A 17,409-nucleotide genomic window follows, 5' to 3' on the forward strand; every position below is an offset into this window, starting at 1 on the left:
CATAGTATTTAGTCGCCCCTGAAAAAGTATAACATACTGATGTTATTGATATAATTTGCGTTTATTGTGTGGTAAAATCGCCAGCAATTGAATCAACACACTCAAAACCTGGTGATTTCATGAAACCAAAAACAAGCGCCACCGGCCAAGAAGATCTGTTTCGTTCCCGACTCGATCAGATCCTCAACCGCCGGCATCCCCTGTTCCGCCTGGCCAACACCATCGACTGGACGGTCTTTGACAAGGAGTTTGGTTCCCACTACGTCGCCAAAATCGGTCGACCGGGACTGCCGATCCGTTTGCTGGTCGGGCTGCACTACCTCAAGCATGCCTACAATGTGAGCGATGAGACGGTGGTAGCCCAGTTCATCGAAAATGGTTACTGGCAGTATTTCTGCGGCTTCGAACACTTCCAGCACCAGTTCCCGCTCGATCCGACCACCCTGGTCAAGTGGCGCAAGCGCATCGGACCCAAGGGGATGGAGAAGTTGCTCCAGGTGACCATCGAGACGGCCAAGGGCAAGGAGTACGTGACCGAAAAAGACCTGGAGCGAGTCAACGTCGACACCACGGTCCAGGAAAAGGCCATCGCCTTTCCGACCGACGCCCGGCTCTACCACAAGGCCCGGCGTATTCTGGTGCGGCTCGCCAAAAGAGGCGGCATCGAGCTTCGCCAGAGTTACGAGCGGCTTGGCAAGCGAGCCTTCATCATGCAGGGTCGTTACAGTCACGCCCGGCAGACGAAGCGGGCCAGGCGGGAACAAAAGCGGCTGCGCCTGTACCTTGGCCGGGTGATTGTCAACGGCAATCGAAAATTGACCCACTTTACCGGTTGATCGGCAATTGAAAAATGACCCACCTTCCTGGGTTAATCATCCATCTGGGGTGTCGGCAGTTGCTGCCCGAGAATGCCAGCTCGGCGCTTCTCTTTCAATCGGTAGCTGTCACCCCTGATCTGAATGACATGGGCGTGGTGCAGCAACCGGTCGAGCATTGCTGATGTGAGTGCCGTGTTGCCGCCGAAAGCCTGTTCCCATTCCCCAAAGCTCAGGTTCGAGGTGAGGATGACGGAACCTGTTTCGTACCTTTTGGCGATCACCTGAAAGAACAGGTTTGCCTGTGTTTCGCTGAACGGAAGGTATCCAATCTCGTCGATGATGAGTAGTCTCGGCCCCAGGACACTGCGCCGCATTACTTCCTTGTACCGCCCCTGGCGCTGGGCGCTTTCGAGTTGCAGCATCAGGTCCGCAGCGGAAATGAAGCGCACCTTCACGCCGCACTGGGTTGCCCGGTAGCCGAGGGCAATGGCGAGGTGAGTCTTGCCGGTACCGCTGGGACCGAGCAGGATTACATTCTCCCGACGCTCCAGAAACGCCATTGCCGATAGGTCCAGGATTCGCTGCTTCGGGGCGCCGGTGGCAAAATCGAAGTCATAATCCTCAAGGGTCTTGATCGCGGGAAAGCCCGCGAGCTTTGCCATGGTGTGGCGCGAGCGCCCCTGCCGGACGTCGTTCTCGGCCTTGAGTACCTGCTCGAGATAGTCGATGTATGACGACTCCTGCTTTGCCGCAGCATCGGCAAGGTCGGCGTACACATCGGTCACCGCCAGAAACTTCAAGTCGTCGCAGAGGGTGACCATACGCTGGTGCTGGATGTCGCTCATAGCCGCCCCTCCTGAAGGATCTGATCATAGAAGGAGGCGGGGCGCTGAAGTGGGATCACCGGCCACGGCATGGGAGTGATGACTTCCGGCTTGCCCTGCTCAACCTTAACCCTTGGCGGCAGCGGCGACATTGCCGCGCGCTCGATCTTGAGACGATCGCAGGGGCGCTCGCTGGTCTCGCCATGGATTCGGCAGTTGGCTACGTCATTAAGCCAGTTACGGACCTCGATGTTGGCGGTCGCGACATCGAGAGTTAATCCTGCCTGCTTAAGGCGCGAGACCAGCGGATAGTAGAAGCTGTACCGCAGGTAGCGGTTGAACCGCTCGACCTTTCCCTTGGTCTTGGCGCGGTACGGCTTGCACAGCCGGGGGATAAACCCGAAATGCTTGGCTGTGTCCCACAGGCCGGAGTGGAAGCGGTGCTTGCCCTCGCCGAAGGCGTTTCGCTCCAGAACCACAGTCTTCATGTTGTCATAGAGCACTTCACGCGGGACGCCGCCGAAGAAGGAAAATGCCATCTCATGGCACTCACGAAGGACATCAAAGGCCTGGCTGGTGGTGAAGACGACGAACGAATCGCGGCTGAAACCAAGGGTTCCAACGAACGCGTACAATGGGTGTTTACCCCTGCGCAATTCGCACCAGTCGGCTTGCATCTGCTTGCCGGGCTCCGTTTCAAACCGGACAACCGGCTCCGGAGTGACACGGGAGTAAAGTGTCGCCAAAAACGTTCTTACGGTGCGCTCGCAGCCATCGTAGCCAAAGCTGGCAATTTCCCGAGCAAGCACCGGAGCAGGAATCCGGTGTGGCAGCGCCGCCTTCACCCGCTCTTCGAGAAAGGCTTTAAATGGATCTAGCTTCCCCGGCCGCTTCGCCCGTTCTTTGTATCTGGGATCGGCCGTTGATCTGAGGAACTTCCTGACCGTGTTTCGGCATAGCCCGGTGATCCGCGAGATCTCCCGGATGCTTTTGCCCTGTTTCTTGAGAATTCTGACTTCCATACACTCTTCCTTTCCGATCATGCCGACCCTCCAGGTCGGCTAGGTTATCAGGAAGAGTGGGTCAATTTTCAATTTCCGAGGTGGGTCATTTTTACATTGCCGCTAACAGGTGATTCGTGACATCCAACGCAAATGCGAGGCACCGGCCCCTCTGCTGGCCACCATGCTGGAGCGGGCGAAGCGGATCTTTGGCCAGAAGCGAAACGATAAGAACAAACTCTACAGCATGCAGGCCCCGGAAGTGGAATGCATCGCCAAGGGCAAGGCCCACAAGAAATACGAATTCGGCTGCAAGGTATCGCTGGTGAGCACCTCAGAGAACAGCTGGATCGTCGGCGTCCAAGCCGTCCATGGCAACCCGTATGACGGGCATACACTGCAAGACGCGCTCGATCAGGCACAGGCCATCAGTGGCTGGCGCCCCCAGCATGCTTATTGCGACAAAGGCTACAAAGGCGCCCCGGCAACCCTTAACAGCACCGAGATTCATCTGGCCAACAAGAAAAAGAAGAGTATCAAGGCCAGCGCCTGGAAATGGTACCGGCGGCGCAGCGGCATCGAGCCGATTATCGGCCACGTCAAGCAAGACCACCGGATGGACCGCAACTACCTGAAGGGCGAAGAAGGCGACAAAATCAACGCCATCCTGGCCGGGTGCGGCTTCAACATCAGGAAGCTCCTCAGAGCTATCCTTTTGTGGCTTTTCAAAGAGCGATTCAGGGGCATCGATCTGAACCTGATGCCCTTGCTGGAGTGCTTACCCTGCCGGTTTCAGACCAACTGAGACCGTTTGGGGACTTTTTCAGGGACGACTATTTAACTTCCGGGCTGTACCAGAGTTCGCTGATTCTCGCGCCATAGTCGCTTCTGTTCAAAATATAAAAAGCATCAAATTCACCAGCAGGCACTTTGATCCGTCCATATCCTTTAACCTCATGGTGGTTTGAAAGATCAATGTGACCACCTGAGCGGTGCATATCGCCAGTGGCATTCCAACTTTTGCTCAAGAAGAGCGGGAAGTCGAAAGGGCGTAGGGCTGGATCGTATTCAGTTTCAACACCACCACTACCAAAGACAATCATGAGACCAAGAGACTGGTCATAAAAAGATTCTCTGCCATTAGCATTAAAAACATTGTAACCTGCGGTTCCATTATAACTCCCGATTTTCTGCACGGTAAGTCGGCTAGTTCCGCCACTGCTTAATGAATACTCCCAAAATTGCCCAGCCTGCCATTCTGGTCGCGCTGCCTTCTTGTCGGTTGCATCAATGAGTGTATCAAATCTAGGAGTGTCCTTAGCTTCTAATTCCTCTAGTGGGATAAGCCCCAATACTTTTTGATTATTTACGCAGTTGTTATAGTTCTTGTAAGCTAAAGGTGCTCCCAACCAGCCCCACCCACTTGATGCACATACAGTTTGTTGCCACGTGTTGGGATTTACCATTACCTGGCGTGGGTTTGCACATCCGCACAGAATTGTCAAAAGCACACATGCAAGCAAACAACAAAAACTAAGATTCTTCATTTGGACCTCCGTTAAATTTTGGTTCTTCAGGGAATTCCGGGGAAGATTAATAAACAACAACGGCAGCACTGCGGTATCTTGATGGTTCCCCAACCAAAAAAGATCGCAGGAGGCTGCCGTTGTCGTATTCCGATGTTATCGCAATTGCGGGAGGGTGGGAAGGATATCGTGTTGCTGGGGCACGCACTATCGTCACAAGTGATGCCAAACGGATCGAGGTAGAACTGATTGCCCTGTCCCAGGATGAGATGGTGTGTGGCTCGTGCGGTGGGCGTTGCACAAGCGTCCATGAAACGACCAAGCGCGTAATTCGAGATTTGCCGATTCTCGATGCTCAGACTTATCTGATCGTTCACCGCCGCAGGCTGCTGTGCCCTCAGTGTGGGCCAACGCTGGAGCGTCTGTCATGGCTGGCGAAATACGCCCGCGTGACGCGCAGGCTTGCAGAGAGCGTAGCGCGACTGTGTGGTGTCGTGTCTGTGAAGCACGTGGCGCAGTATCTGGGGCTTTCTTGGGACCAGGTGAAGGAAATCGACAAGCGCTCACTCACAGAGCGGGTCGGCACCGTCGACCTCTCAAACATCGAAGTTCTCGGGATGGATGAGTTCGCCCTTCACAAGGGGCACCGCTATGCGACGGTTATCATCGAGCCATACCGTAAGGAAGTCTTATGGATCGGCAAAGGCAGGAGTCGCGAGAGTATCCGTCCTTTCTTCACGCAGCTTGGCCCACATGGCTGTAAACGGCTCAAAGCGGTCGTGATGGATATGAACGCATCATATGAGGAGGAAATCAAGCAGCACTCGCCCCAGGCAGACATAGTCTACGACCTGTTCCATGTGGTGGCGAAGTATGGCAGGGAAGTGATCGACAGGGTGCGAGTCGATGAGGCAAACCGCCTGAAGGAAGACAAGAAGGCACGGAAGGTAGTCAAAACATCGCGGTGGTTGCTGCTACGAAACAGCGAGAACGTCAAGGGCGACGACATGCTTCGCCTCCAGGAACTGTTGGAGGCAAACCGCAGCCTCCTTACGGTCTACCTGCTCAAAGACGATCTGAAGCAACTGTGGAAGTTTACCTGCATTGAAGAGGCGGGACTATTCTGGGAGCAGTGGCACCAAAGGGCGATGGAGAGTGGAATACCGCCACTCATCCTGTTTGCCCGCCGGCTAAAGGGCTATCTCCAAGGAATCCTCAATCACTGCCTCTGGCCCCTTCACACCGGAATCCTCGAAGGCATCAATAACAAGATCAAGGTGATCAAAAGAATGGCCTACGGCTTCCGGGATCACGAATACTTCTTTCTCAAGATCAGGGCCGCTTTCCCCGGAATTCCCGGATGAACCTAAATTTTTTGCTCAACTACCCATTTTGGATATTTTCGGAGTTGCTCAGCGACAGAGCGATTAACAGCTATTTCAGCATCCCCCCCCCCGCAGCTATGCAATTCCTGTCTGCGCCTGTTGTATCCAGCAGGCGGCCGGATGTCAAACATTAAGAGTTTGCCATTCAGGCAAGCGTTCCTGCGCCACCATAAACTCTGTGTCGGCACCCGGCAGCTCCCGCTGGCCGTCCCCCTTCTTCCCCCGCGGCCGGTGTTCCTTCCGGAACCGGGGCACGTAACGTTTCCCACCCATCCGTTACCGCAAGGTAACGTCATCCCTGTCCCCCGCTCATCCCTCCCGCAGCGTCTTTCTTTGATTAGTTTATTACTATCACATGGTTATGTTTTTTTATTTCGGCCGGAACTTTTGGTACGTCACTTGCCATTGTGATGTCAGGTTGTTGGTTCATAATGTAAGGGACGGCGGGAGTTTTGACGGAAAGGTGCTTTGGGTAGAACAATATTTTATCTCAGCTGTCGGGGCGAGATCCCGTTGTCCCGAAACATGATGAGACATCGAAGAAAGGGGAGTATCCCATGGGGAATCACGTCTGGCGGCCGCTCTATATCGCCGTGGCCCTGATCGCACTGGTCCTCGTTGCCAGAACGTTCCTGGTGCCGAAAGACTTCGGCGTCCACGAGCGAGGGTACATGTACGGCTGGCACCGCAAGGGAAATGAGGCCGAGTGGAAGGCCGTGACCGTGAAGTACCGGACGGCCGCGTACTGCAAGGAATGCCATGCCGACAAGGCGGAGAGCCTGGCCCGCACCCCCCACGGGATCATCTCCTGCGAGAACTGCCACGGGCCGGCGCTGAACCATCCCGAGGACCCGCCCACCCTCACCATCGACCGGAGCCGCAAGCTCTGCCTCCGCTGCCATGCAGCCCTCATCACCCCCACCAGCGGCAGGGCCTCCATCGCCGGCATCAACCCCGAGACCCACAACCCCGAGGCGGAATGCGTCCTGTGCCATGATCCCCACAACCCGGTCACAAGGGAGGCTCATGCAAAACGTGATGAGGAGGCTGGGATGCTAGGCGCAAGCGAGCGAGGAAGCGAGGCGTACCCGTTGGTACGTTGAGTTTTCGAGTGAGCGGCAACAACGCAGACCGGCCCCGCAGTAGTTTTGCATGAGCCTCAAGGAGTCAAAGCAATGAACAGGCGAGACTTTCTCAAGAATAGCATCACGGTCATCGCGGGGCTGGCGGTGCCCCTCTCGGCCCTGGAACTCATCAGCCCGAGGAAGCTCCTGGCTCAAAAGGGAGACGAATCGCCGGTCCGGTGGGCCTTTCTGGTGGACACCCAGGCCTGCGTCGGGTGCGGCTTCTGCGTCAAGGCGTGCAAGACGGAGAACGAGATCCCCCACGAGACCAACATCACCCGCACCTGGGTGGAACGGTACGTGGTGACCCGGAAGGGGAAGACCTACGTGGATTCTCCCCGGGGAGCCCGGGACGGCTTCACCACGGACCGGATCGATCAGGGCGAGGAAGGGTATCGCGAGGTCAAGGCGAAGGATGTCGAGAAGGCGTTCTTCGTCCCCAAGCTCTGCAACCAGTGCGATAACCCCGCCTGCGTCCAGGTCTGCCCCGTGGGAGCCACCTACCAGACCCCCGACGGCGTGGTGCTGGTGGACCGGAAGCACTGCATCGGCTGCGCCTACTGCATCATGGCGTGCCCCTACGGGGTCCGCTCCTTCAATCCGGCCTACAAGACGGCGGAGAAGTGCACCTTCTGCTATCACCGGATCAGTAAGGGGATGAAGACGGCCTGCGTGGACGCCTGCCCCTTCGGTGCCCGGAAGATCGGCAACCTGCGGGATCCCGACGATCCCGTGACGAAGACCATCATGTCGGGACGGGTCGGCGTCCTGAAGGAGCAGTACGGCACCAAGCCGCAGGTCTACTATCTCGCTCTTTCCCGGGAGGTGAAATAGCCATGGTACACGGTGAAGCATGGACGCTGAAAGAGTTGTTCGTCTACCCCAACGAGTACATCTACTGGACCATCCAGATCGTCATGTACCCGTTCATGACCGGCCTCGTGGCCGGCGCCTTTGTCCTTTCCTCCCTCTATCACGTCTTCGGGATCAAGCAGCTGAAGGATATCGCGCGGTTTTCACTGGTCTTCTCCTTCGCCCTCCTCCCCGTGGCGATGATCCCGCTCCAACTCCATCTCCAGCACCCGGAACGGGGGATCGAGGTGATGCTGACACCCCACTTCACCTCGGCCATTGCCGCCTTCGGCATCGCCTTCTCCACCTACGGCATGATCGTCGCCTCGGAGCTTTGGTTCGTCTACCGGCGGCACTTCGTGGAGACGGCCCTGGCGCTTAGGGAAAAGCGGGACAAAACCATCCCCGAGCGGGGACGGCAGCTCCTCTTTTCGGCCCTCACCCTCGGTGCCTGGGACATCAGCGAGCAGGCTCTGGCAAAGGATGAACGGGCCGTGAAGATCATGGCGACTGCCGGGATTCCGGTGGCCTGCCTCCTCCACGGCTATGCCGGATTTATTTTCGGCTCCGTGAAGGCCAATGCCCTCTGGACGACCCCCCTCATGCCCTTCATCTTCATCTGCTCCGCCGTGGTGTCGGGGATCGCCCTCTGCGTCCTCAGCTACATCGTGACCATGGAGGTCCGCAAGCTCATGGTCGCCTGGAGGAGGAAGAGCGACCCGAGCCTCCCCACTCCGGACGAGATCAGGACCGTGGAGATGTACGAGGTCACCATGACCGCAAAATACCTGGTCCTGGCCCTCCTGGCGGCCCTGGGGCTGGAGCTTCTGGACCTCCTCTTTCGGGACTACGCCAAGTTCAGCTCGTGGGAGATCGTGCGGAGCCTCATCTACGGCAAGGATTTCGTCAATGTCTTCGTGATCCAGTACGGGATCGGCAACCTGGTCCCCCTGGCCCTCTTCCTCCTGCCGCGGCTCACGGTGCGACGGGCGGTCGTGGCCACGCTCCTGGTCCTCATGGGGGTCTTCATGATGCGGTGGAACCTGGTCATCGGCGGCCAGGCCTTCTCGGCCTCCTTTTCCGGCTACATGCACTACGAGCTTCCGATCATCCCCCACGACATCGAGACCTTCAAGGAGGGGCTCCTGGGTGCCCTGCTGGTGGGGGTGCTGCCGTTCATCTTTTTCTGGGGGCTGAACAAGATTTTCCCGGTTTTCAAGTGCGAGGATACCCACTGAGAAAAAGTTTGGCGCCAATTTTGATTACTTGACTAAAGTCAAGGCAGCAAGGTTGCAAAACGCTATTTTACGGATAGACTCTACTTAGGCTAATGTGTCGAATTAATTAGATATTGTACACTTATCCACGTAACGGGAGGAACGTCATGGCGAGAGGAATTCTCCGAGCAGCAGTCAGCCGCGTATGTCTGGTTCTGGTGCTGTCCCTTGCGGCGCACGCATACGGTGATCCGGGCAAGGACCTGTTCGACAAACAGTGTTCAGGCTGCCACACCGTCGGCGGCGGCGATTCGGGGGGACCGGACCTCAAGGGGGTGACCGACAGGAGGTCCGAGGAGTGGCTCGAATCGATCATCATTGAGCCGGACAAGCTGGCGGCGACCGATCCGGCTCGGAAGGAGCTGATCAAGAAATACGGCTACGAGATGCCAAAGCTCGGCATCGGCCATGACGACGCCATCAAGATCATCACCTGGCTCAGGGGAGGGGGGGGCGGCGCCCAGACCGGGTCACCGCCGGCGGACGAACATCCGGAAGTCGTGGTGACGCCGGCGCTGGTTGCCAAGGGGAAAGCGTTTTTCACCGGGCAAAAGCCCCTGGCCAACGGGGGCGCGCCGTGCATCGCCTGCCACCGGATCTCGACCCCGGGCATTACGGGAGGAAACCTCGCCGTCTCCAACCTGAGCGCCTCCTACCAGAAGATGGGGGAGAAGGGGATGCGGGGGGCGCTCAAGGCCCTCAAGTTCCCGACCATGAAGAAGATCTACGAAAACCGCCCCCTGACCGATGACGAAGTAACGAGCCTGATCGCCCTGTACAAGGATGCCGCCCTCACTAAGAGCACACCATCTGCGTCCTTCTTCCCCGCCTACGGCGCGGGGACTTTCGTCGTGTTCCTCGTCGGCTTGACTCTCTACAAAAGGAGGACCAGATAAATGACACAGGAAAGGCTCAAGGACGACCGGTGCGGATGTGACCGCGGGTGGGAAGAGTTCTACCGGAACCGCTGGCAGTACGACAAGGTGGTGCGGAGCACCCACGGGGTGAACTGCACCGGCAGCTGTAGCTGGATGGTCCATGTGAAGGACGGCATCGTCGGCTGGGAGCTCCAGGCCAACGACTATCCCCAGTTCGACGGCACCATTCCCAACCACGAGCCCCGGGGGTGCACCCGGGGGATCAGCTACTCCTGGTACCTCTACAGCCCGCTGCGGGTGAAGTACCCCTACATGCGCGGCGCCCTCATCGATCTCTGGCGTGACGCCCGGAGCCGCCACGAAGACCCCGTGGAGGCCTGGAAGAGCATCGTGGAGAACCCGGAATCCCGTCGGGCCTACGTGAGCAAGCGGGGGACCGGTGGCATGCGCCGGGCCGACTGGGACGAGGTGACCGAGCTGATCGCCGCCTCCTCCATCTACACCGCGAAGAAGTACGGCCCGGACCGGGTCATCGGCTTCTCGCCGATCCCGGCCATGTCCATGATCAGCTACGCGGCCGGTACCCGGTTCCTCCAGCTCTTCGGCGGGGTCGCCATGAGCTTCTACGACTGGTACTGCGACCTCCCGCCGGCGTCGCCCCAGGTCTGGGGTGAGCAGACCGACGTGAACGAGTCCGCCGACTGGTACAACGCCTCCTACATTGTGCTCTGCGGCTCCAACGTCCCCATGACCCGGACCCCGGACGCCCACTTCATGACCGAGGCCCGCTACCGGGGGACCAAGGTGGTGGTCATGTCGCCGGACTACAACATCGCCACCAAGTTCGCCGACAACTGGCTCCCGGTGGAGCAGGGGCACGACGGCGCCTTCTGGATGGCGGTGAACCACGTGATCCTCAAGGAGTGCTACGCCGACCGCCAGGTCCCCTTCTTCCAGGAGTATGCCCTCAAGTACACGGACCTCCCGTTCCTCGTGAAGCTGGAGGAGAAGGACGGAGCGTTGAAGCAGGGGGAATTCCTCCGGGCTGCCGAGTTCGAGCGGAGCGCCTCCCTCGAGCATGCCGACTGGACCCTCTGCGTGGCCGACGGCGCCGGGGACGTGAAGATCCCCCACGGGAGCCTCGGCACCCGCTGGAGCAAGCAGGAGGGGAAGTGGAACCTGGACATGACGGATCTCGTGGACGGTACCCCCATCGACTGCCGCCTGACCCTCCTGGGTGGCGAGACCGGGAAGGTCCGCTTCCGGTTTGAAGCGGAAGGGGAGAGCGTCCGCGAGGTGCCGGTCCGGCGGATTGAGACGAAGAACGGCCCCGTGACGGTGGCTACCGTGTACGACCTTCTCATGGCCCAGTTCGGCGTTTCCCGGGGCCTCGGGGGGGACTATCCCAAGAGCTACGACTCCGACAAGCCCTTCACCCCCAAGTGGCAGGAGAAGTACACCGGCATCGCCGCCGAATCCCTCATCAAGATCGCCCGGGAGTGGGCCGAGAACGGCGAGAAGAGCGGCGGCCGGAACATGATCATCATCGGCGCCGGGGTCAACCACTGGTACCACAACGACCTCATCTACCGGGCCGCCATCACCGCCCTGATCCTGACCGGCAGCGTCGGCCGCAACGGCGCGGGGCTCGCCCACTACGTGGGGCAGGAGAAGGTGGTCCCCCTGGCTCCCTGGACATCCATCGCCATGGCCCAGGACTGGGTAAAGCCGTCCCGGCTCCAGAACACCCCGAGCTTCTGGTACATCCACTCGGACCAGTGGCGCTACGACCGGACATTCGTCGACTACCTCAAGCCCGAGACCGGCGAGCGGATGCCCCTCCACGCCGCCGACATGAACGCCAAGGCGGCCCGGCTCGGCTGGCTCCCCTTCGCCCCCCACTTCAACGAGAGCCCCCTGCGGCTCGTGGAGGCGGCCAAGGCCGCCGGCGCCCAGAGCGACGACGAAATCCGCTCCTGGCTCGTGAATCGCCTGAAGAGCGGAGAAACCCGCTTCGCCATCGAGGACCCGGATGGCCAGGGGAACTCCCCCAAGGTCTGGTTCATCTGGCGGGCCAACGCCATCTCCTCCAGCGCCAAGGGGCACGAGTTCTTCCTGAAGCACGTCATCGGCGCCCCCAACAGCAGCGTGAGCGCCAAGGAGGTGGCCAAGGGGCAGGTGAAGGATCTCGTGTGGCACGACAAGGCCCCCGAAGGGAAGATGGACCTGGTGGTGGACCTCAACTTCCGGATGGACACCTCCACCCTCTACTCGGACATCGTCCTCCCCACGGCCACCTGGTACGAGAAGTCGGACCTGAACACCACCGACATGCACTCCTTCATCAACTGCCTGGACGCCGCCGTGCCGCCGTCCTGGGAGTCGAAATCTGACTGGAAGATCTTCACCCGCATCGCCAAGAAGGTGAGCGAGCTGGCGGTGAAGCACCTCCCCACGCCGGTGAAGGATATCATCGCCGCGCCGCTCCTCCACGACACCCCGGGCGAGATCGCCCAGCGGCAGGTGAAGGACTGGAAGCTCGGCGAGTGCGAGGCGATCCCCGGCAAGACCATGCCGAACCTGGCCATCGTGGAGCGGGACTACGTGAACCTCTACAACCGCTACGTGTCGGTGGGGCCCCATATCGGCCACCTCCATGCCCACGGGGTCAGTTGGGAGGCGGACGACGTCCACGAGCAGCTCCTGGAGACCATGCCGACCCGCACCTGGAACGGCAAGTCGTTCCTGGACATCGAAGACGAAAAGACCGTGGCCGACGTGCTCCTCTCCTTCGCGCCGGAGTCCAACGGGGAGCTGGCCTACCGGGCCTACCAGAACCTGGAGAAGCGGGTCGGCAAGCCCCTGGCCGGGATCGCCGCCGGAAGCCGCGACCTGCGGATCAAGTGGGAGCACGTGACCCAGAAGCCCCAGCGCTACTGCAGCACCCCGGTCTGGAGCGGCCTCGTGAACAACGGGCGTCCCTACGCCCCCTATACCCTGAACGTGGAATACGACGTGCCGTGGCGCACCCTCTCGGGGCGCCAGTCCCTCTACCTGGACCACCCCTACTACGGCGAGTTCCACGAGGGGCTCCCCACCTTCAAGGCGAAGCTCAACCCGGCGATTCTGGACGAGACCGAGGGGGAACAGGGGCTTGTCCTCAACTTCCTCACCCCCCACGGCAAGTGGAGCATCCATTCCACCTACAGCGACAACCTCCGAATGCTCACCCTGGGCCGGGGGGGACCGGTGGTCTGGCTCAACCACGAGGACGCAGCCGGGGCCGGCATCGAGGACAACGAGGAGATCGAGGTCTACAACTTCAACGGCGTGGTGGTCTCCCGGGCCTGTGTCTCCTCCCGGATCCCGAAAGGGGCCGCGGTGATGTACCACGCGCCGGAGCGGACCATCAACATCCAGAAGTCAAAGAAGACCGGCAAGCGGGGCGGGGTCCACAACAGCCTCTCCCGCATCCGCCTGAAGCCGACCCTGATGCTCGGGGGCTACGCCCAGTTCAGCTACTACTTCAACTACTGGGGACCGACCGGCGTGAACCGGGACAGCTACGTGGTCGTCAGAAAGCTGAGGGGGTGAGACAATGGATGTCAGAGCACAACTGGTAATGGTGTTCAACCTGGACAAATGCATCGGCTGCCACGCCTGCAGCCTCTCCTGCAAGAACATCTGGACCGACCGCAAGGGCGCCGAATACATGTGGTGGAACAACGTGGAGACGAAACCCGGCGTCGGCTACCCGAAGAAGTGGGAAGACCAGGAGGAGTTCAAGGGGGGATGGGTCGCCGACGGGCATAACCTGCGGCTCAAGGCCATGGGGAAGGGGCCGACGCTCCTCAACATGTTCTTCCAGCCCAACATGCCGAAGCTGGAGGACTACTACGAGCCCTTCGACTTCGACTACGGCAACCTCTACGGGGCCAAGGGGGGGGATGACCAGCCCGTGGCCGAGGCCTTTTCCCAGATCACCGGGGAGAAGATGGCCCATATCAAGGCCGGCCCCAACTGGGACGACGACCTCTCCGGCTCCCAGGTCTACGCGTCGGCAGACGTGAACCTGGAGGACAAAAAGATCATCGAGCAGTACAGCACGATGTTCATGCAGTACCTCCCCCGCATCTGCAACCACTGCGCGAACCCGGCCTGCGTCGCCTCCTGCCCGTCCCGGGCCATCTACAAGCGGGGGGAGGACGGGGTGGTTCTGGTGGACCAGGAGGTCTGCAAGGGGTGGCGGTTCTGCACGAGCGCCTGCCCCTACAAGAAGGTCTACTTCAACTGGAACAGCGGCAAGGCGGAGAAGTGCATCTTCTGCTTCCCCCGGACCGAGACCGGCCAGTGCAACGCCTGCGCCCACAGCTGCGTCGGCCGTATCCGCTACGTGGGGGTCCTCCTCTACGACGCCGAGAAGGTGGAGCAGGCGCTCCTGAAGCCCGACAACCAGCTCGTCGAGGCCCATCGGGGGGTGATCCTCGATCCCCGGGACGAGGCGGTCCGGGAAGGGGCGAGGAAGAATGGCGTCCCCGAGCAGTGGCTGGAGGCCGCCGAGAAGTCGCCGGTCTATGCCTTGATCAAGGAGTTCGAACTCGCCCTGCCGCTCCACCCCGAGTTTCGGACCATGCCCATGGCCTACTACATCCCCTCCCTCTCGCCGGTTCTGACCTCCGGCGGCGAGCTCCACGAGCTGGTGGAGCACGGCACGATCCCGACCCGGGAGGCCCTGCGCGCCCCCATCGGGTACCTGGCGAGCCTCTTCGGGGGCGGCAACCGGGACGTGGTGGCGGCGGCCCTGGAGAAGCTCATCGCCCTTCGCATCCACATGCGGGCCAAGAACCTCAACCAGCCCACGGACGAGGCGAGCCTCGGGAAGGCCGGGCTCGACGAGGCAGGGGCGAAACGTCTCTACCGTCTCTTCACCATCGGCGGCTACAACGAGCGGAACATCATTCCGCCCCAGCAGCGGGAAGAGCTCGATTCCCACACCCGCAAGGGGGCCAGCGGCTTCGGCATTCTCAAGAAGACGGGGAGGGGAAAACGATGACAGCGGATATCTATTCATCCCTCGCCCGGATGCTCGACTATCCCCAGGAGAAAAAGAGCCTCCTGTGGGCCATCGGCACCGTCCAGAGGTATCTGAGCGAAGAGGGGCTGGAGTGCCCCCTCGACACCTTCGGAGAGTTCATGGCCGCATCGACCCTGGCGGAGCTCCAGGAGGAATACGTGGCGACCTTCGATTTCAACCCGGCGGTGGCCCCCTATCTGGGGCACCACCTCTTTGGCGACAACCAGAAGAAGGGGGCGTATCTCATTGCCCTGAAGGGGGAGTATGGCCGCCACGGCTACACCCCCCTCGGCAACGAGCTTCCCGATCATCTCCCCGTCATACTCTGGTTCCTGGCCCATCTGGTCCGCGGGGGAGAGGACGACGCACGGAGATCGTTCATTGACCGGCACGTATTGCCGGGGGTCGAGAAGCTCAGTGACAGCTTCGCGGCATCCCGCCGGGATTCCCCCTGGAGGCCCGCGGTCGAGGCCGTCCGCCTCATCTGCGGCGAGGACTCCGCCCGGGGAGAGCACCCCGCGGAAGGGATCGGCGATGGCGTTCTTGAAAAAAACCGCCCGAAAACGGCTGCGCATCCGGAGGTAAGCCCATGCTGAACACCGTGCTGAACACCTTTATCTTTGTGGCCCTTCCCTATGTGGCCCTGGCGATGCTCATCGTCGTCACCCCCTACCGCTATTACTCGAACCGTCTCACCTGGTCGGCCTACTCCACCCAGTTCCTGGAGCGGAAGACCCTCTACTGGGGGGCCAACCCTTGGCACTACGGGATCATCCCCATCATACTGGCCCACACCCTTGGCGTTGTGGCCCCCGGTGCCATGAAGTCGCTCTTGGGGAACGTTGAGGTCCTGGTCTTTCTGGAGAGCGTGGGGCTCGGCCTGGGGCTCTTCGCGCTCTTCGGCTGCGTGGTGCTCCTGCTGCGTCGCGTCAACGCTCCCATGCTGAAGCGCGTAACCTATCCCGCCGACTGGGTGCTCCTCATTCTGCTGACCTTCCAGACGCTCACCGGGGTCTACATCAGCCTCTTCATGCGCTGGGGCTCCCAGTGGTACCTCCACACGGCGGTTCCCTACCTCTATTCGCTCCTCTACTTCAACCCGAAGGTGGAGTACCTGGCCGACTTCCCCCTCATCCTCAAGCTGCACGCGGCAGGGGCATTCCTGATCGTGGCGCTCCTGCCGTTCACCAAGCTGGTCCACCTCCTCTACTGGCCTCTCGATTTTCTCAAGGATCCACCCATCCTCTACCGCTGGCGCTCCCGGCCCGAGGGGAAGGTGGAGTAACGGCATTCAAGGAGAACGCCATGGAAAGGCACGAGCAGAAGACGGCAACGGCGGCAACGTGGGGGACCCAGGTCAGGACGCGCACCATGGCGACCCACAGGTACAAGCAGATCTCGGTCCTGACGATGAACACCTTCGCCTTCACTGTCTGCTTCGCGGTCTGGGTGATGTTCTCCATCATCGGCATCCCGATCAAGGGCGCCCTAGGCCTGAACGAGACCCAGTTCGGCATCCTGGCCGCAACCCCCATTCTCTCCGGCTCATTGATTCGGCTGCCGCTCGGGATGTGGACCGACAAGTACGGCGGACGCATTGTCTTCTTCATTCTGATGCTCTGCACCATCGTCCCCATCTACCTGGTGAGCGCCGCCACGGCGTACTGGCACTTTCTCCTCCTGGGGCTCTTCATCGGTCTTGCCGGCGGCGCCTTCTCGGTGGGGATCAGCTACACCGCCCGCTGGTTCACCAAGGCCCGTCAGGGATTCGCCATGGGGATCTTTGGCGCCGGGAACGCGGGGGCCGCGGTCACCAAGTTCCTGGCCCCCTCCCTGGTGGTGGCCTACGGCTGGCAGATGGTCCCCAAGGTCTATGCCGTGGCCATGCTCGTGACGGCCATCCTGTTTTGGGCATTCACCTTCACCGAGCACAGCCACAAAGTGAGCTCCACCGTGACCATCAAAGACCAGCTGGCGGCCCTCAGGGACCCGAAGGTCTGGCGCTACTGCCAGTACTACGCCATCGTCTTCGGGGGCTACGTGGGGCTCTCCCTCTGGATGACCAAGTACTACATCAACGAGTACGGCTTCGACATCCGGACCGCGGCCCTGGTGGCCGCCATCTTCGTGCTACCCTCCGGCGTGATCCGCGCCCTGGGAGGGTGGCTGTCGGACCGTTTCGGCGCCCACACCGTCACCTGCTGGGTCATGTGGGTCTCCGGCGGGTGCCTCCTGCTCCTCTCGATCCCCCACTTCGATGTGGTTGTCACCACGGTGAACGGTCCCGTCGCGCGCCACGTGGGGCTCAACGTATGGGTGTTCACCTCCCTTCTCTTCGTTGTCGGCATTGCGTGGGGATTCGGCAAGGCATCGGTGTTCAAGCACATCTCCGATGAATACCCCCACAACATCGGCGTGATCTCCGGCATCGTGGGGCTCATTGGCGGGCTCGGCGGGTTTGTCCTCCCCATCATGTTCGGCGCCCTGGTGGACCTGACCGGTGTCCGGAGCACCGCTTTCATGCTCCTGTACGGTTCCACGTGCGTTTCCCTGTTCTGGATGTACCTGGCCCTGAAGAAAGAAAACGTTCATCGCAAGCTGAAGACCGCCGACATTCTCGAATAACAGCCAATAACAGCCAATTCCCATG

The 17,409-nt window shown here is 60.4% G+C and carries 13 protein-coding genes and 2 pseudogenes; 12 read left to right on the forward strand and 3 right to left on the reverse strand.

Translation table 11 applies throughout. From position 1 onward, the window contains the following. Positions 1 to 119: 119 nt before the first annotated feature. A pseudogene (locus GMET_RS01600) lies at positions 120 to 815 on the forward strand (IS5 family transposase); the annotation flags it as partial. 53 nt (positions 816 to 868) lie between these two features. Here the strand turns inward: GMET_RS01600 and istB are convergent. Both istB and istA read right to left on the reverse strand, forming a co-directional pair. Next, on the reverse strand, positions 869 to 1,663 hold the full coding sequence (gene istB, locus GMET_RS01605) for an IS21-like element ISGme4 family helper ATPase IstB (RefSeq protein ID WP_004514800.1): 795 nt from the start codon (positions 1,661 to 1,663) through the stop codon (positions 869 to 871). Further along, positions 1,660 to 2,685 carry an IS21-like element ISGme4 family transposase gene (gene istA / locus GMET_RS01610; protein ID WP_004514801.1) on the reverse strand — a complete coding sequence of 342 codons (1,026 nt, stop codon included), beginning with the start codon at positions 2,683 to 2,685 and terminating at the stop codon, positions 1,660 to 1,662. Before istA ends, istB begins: the two co-directional genes overlap by 4 nt. A gap of 85 nt (positions 2,686 to 2,770) precedes the next feature. Between istA and GMET_RS01615 the strand changes: the two are divergent. Beyond that, positions 2,771 to 3,448 (forward strand): annotated as a pseudogene (locus GMET_RS01615) (IS5/IS1182 family transposase); the annotation flags it as partial. 28 nt (positions 3,449 to 3,476) lie between these two features. Here the strand turns inward: GMET_RS01615 and GMET_RS18220 are convergent. After that, positions 3,477 to 4,190 (reverse strand): hypothetical protein, encoded by a 714-nt coding sequence (locus GMET_RS18220; RefSeq protein WP_004514802.1) that lies wholly within the window; start codon positions 4,188 to 4,190, stop codon positions 3,477 to 3,479. A 119-nt stretch (positions 4,191 to 4,309) separates the two neighbouring features. On the opposite strand from GMET_RS18220, the gene GMET_RS01620 reads away from it, so the two are divergent. From GMET_RS01620 to GMET_RS01665, 10 genes are all read left to right on the forward strand, one after another. Then, complete coding sequence (locus GMET_RS01620; RefSeq protein WP_011365652.1) at positions 4,310 to 5,533, forward strand: ISL3-like element ISGme5 family transposase; 1,224 nt, start codon at positions 4,310 to 4,312, stop codon at positions 5,531 to 5,533. 578 nt (positions 5,534 to 6,111) lie between these two features. Next, the gene (locus GMET_RS01625) at positions 6,112 to 6,657 is read left to right on the forward strand and encodes a cytochrome c3 family protein (protein WP_004512297.1); all 546 of its coding nucleotides are present in this window, start codon (positions 6,112 to 6,114) and stop codon (positions 6,655 to 6,657) included. A gap of 72 nt (positions 6,658 to 6,729) precedes the next feature. Continuing rightward, positions 6,730 to 7,512 carry a 4Fe-4S dicluster domain-containing protein gene (locus GMET_RS01630; protein ID WP_004512298.1) on the forward strand — a complete coding sequence of 261 codons (783 nt, stop codon included), beginning with the start codon at positions 6,730 to 6,732 and terminating at the stop codon, positions 7,510 to 7,512. Positions 7,513 to 7,514: 2 nt separating this feature from the next. Beyond that, positions 7,515 to 8,768 carry an NrfD/PsrC family molybdoenzyme membrane anchor subunit gene (nrfD, locus tag GMET_RS01635; RefSeq protein WP_004512299.1) on the forward strand — a complete coding sequence of 418 codons (1,254 nt, stop codon included), beginning with the start codon at positions 7,515 to 7,517 and terminating at the stop codon, positions 8,766 to 8,768. Between the two features lie 146 nt (positions 8,769 to 8,914). Beyond that, positions 8,915 to 9,703: a c-type cytochrome gene (locus GMET_RS01640; protein ID WP_004512300.1), complete on the forward strand. Its 789-nt coding sequence runs from the start codon at positions 8,915 to 8,917 to the stop codon at positions 9,701 to 9,703. Further along, positions 9,704 to 13,279 (forward strand): nitrate reductase subunit alpha, encoded by a 3,576-nt coding sequence (locus tag GMET_RS01645; RefSeq protein ID WP_011365654.1) that lies wholly within the window; start codon positions 9,704 to 9,706, stop codon positions 13,277 to 13,279. It begins immediately after the preceding gene. 4 nt (positions 13,280 to 13,283) lie between these two features. Continuing rightward, positions 13,284 to 14,738, forward strand: a complete 1,455-nt coding sequence (narH, locus tag GMET_RS01650) for a nitrate reductase subunit beta (protein WP_004512302.1) — start codon at positions 13,284 to 13,286, stop codon at positions 14,736 to 14,738. Further along, positions 14,735 to 15,355 (forward strand): nitrate reductase molybdenum cofactor assembly chaperone, encoded by a 621-nt coding sequence (gene narJ, locus GMET_RS01655; RefSeq protein WP_004512303.1) that lies wholly within the window; start codon positions 14,735 to 14,737, stop codon positions 15,353 to 15,355. Before narH ends, narJ begins: the two co-directional genes overlap by 4 nt. Next, positions 15,349 to 16,044, forward strand: a complete 696-nt coding sequence (gene narI, locus GMET_RS01660) for a respiratory nitrate reductase subunit gamma (RefSeq protein ID WP_004512304.1) — start codon at positions 15,349 to 15,351, stop codon at positions 16,042 to 16,044. Before narJ ends, narI begins: the two co-directional genes overlap by 7 nt. A 20-nt stretch (positions 16,045 to 16,064) precedes the next feature. Continuing rightward, on the forward strand, positions 16,065 to 17,384 hold the full coding sequence (locus GMET_RS01665; protein WP_011365655.1) for an MFS transporter: 1,320 nt from the start codon (positions 16,065 to 16,067) through the stop codon (positions 17,382 to 17,384). Positions 17,385 to 17,409: the final 25 nt, after the last annotated feature.

The sequence above is a fragment of the Geobacter metallireducens GS-15 genome (genome assembly GCF_000012925.1).
In the GTDB taxonomy this organism is placed as follows: Bacteria; Desulfobacterota; Desulfuromonadia; order Geobacterales; family Geobacteraceae; genus Geobacter; species Geobacter metallireducens.

Bases quoted from the DNA above. Each gene is read 5' to 3' on its own strand.
- istB (WP_004514800.1), bottom strand. From the start codon at position 1,663: ATGAGCGACATCCAGCACCAGCGTATGGTCACCCTCTGCGACGACTTG.
- GMET_RS01625 (WP_004512297.1), top strand. From the start codon at position 6,112: ATGGGGAATCACGTCTGGCGGCCGCTCTATATCGCCGTGGCCCTGATC.
- narJ (WP_004512303.1), top strand. From the start codon at position 14,735: ATGACAGCGGATATCTATTCATCCCTCGCCCGGATGCTCGACTATCCC.
- narI (WP_004512304.1), top strand. From the start codon at position 15,349: ATGCTGAACACCGTGCTGAACACCTTTATCTTTGTGGCCCTTCCCTAT.
- GMET_RS01665 (WP_011365655.1), top strand. From the start codon at position 16,065: ATGGAAAGGCACGAGCAGAAGACGGCAACGGCGGCAACGTGGGGGACC.
- narH (WP_004512302.1), top strand. From the start codon at position 13,284: ATGGATGTCAGAGCACAACTGGTAATGGTGTTCAACCTGGACAAATGC.
- istA (WP_004514801.1), bottom strand. From the start codon at position 2,685: ATGATCGGAAAGGAAGAGTGTATGGAAGTCAGAATTCTCAAGAAACAG.
- GMET_RS01640 (WP_004512300.1), top strand. From the start codon at position 8,915: ATGGCGAGAGGAATTCTCCGAGCAGCAGTCAGCCGCGTATGTCTGGTT.
- GMET_RS01645 (WP_011365654.1), top strand. From the start codon at position 9,704: ATGACACAGGAAAGGCTCAAGGACGACCGGTGCGGATGTGACCGCGGG.
- GMET_RS01630 (WP_004512298.1), top strand. From the start codon at position 6,730: ATGAACAGGCGAGACTTTCTCAAGAATAGCATCACGGTCATCGCGGGG.
- GMET_RS18220 (WP_004514802.1), bottom strand. From the start codon at position 4,190: ATGAAGAATCTTAGTTTTTGTTGTTTGCTTGCATGTGTGCTTTTGACA.
- nrfD (WP_004512299.1), top strand. From the start codon at position 7,515: ATGGTACACGGTGAAGCATGGACGCTGAAAGAGTTGTTCGTCTACCCC.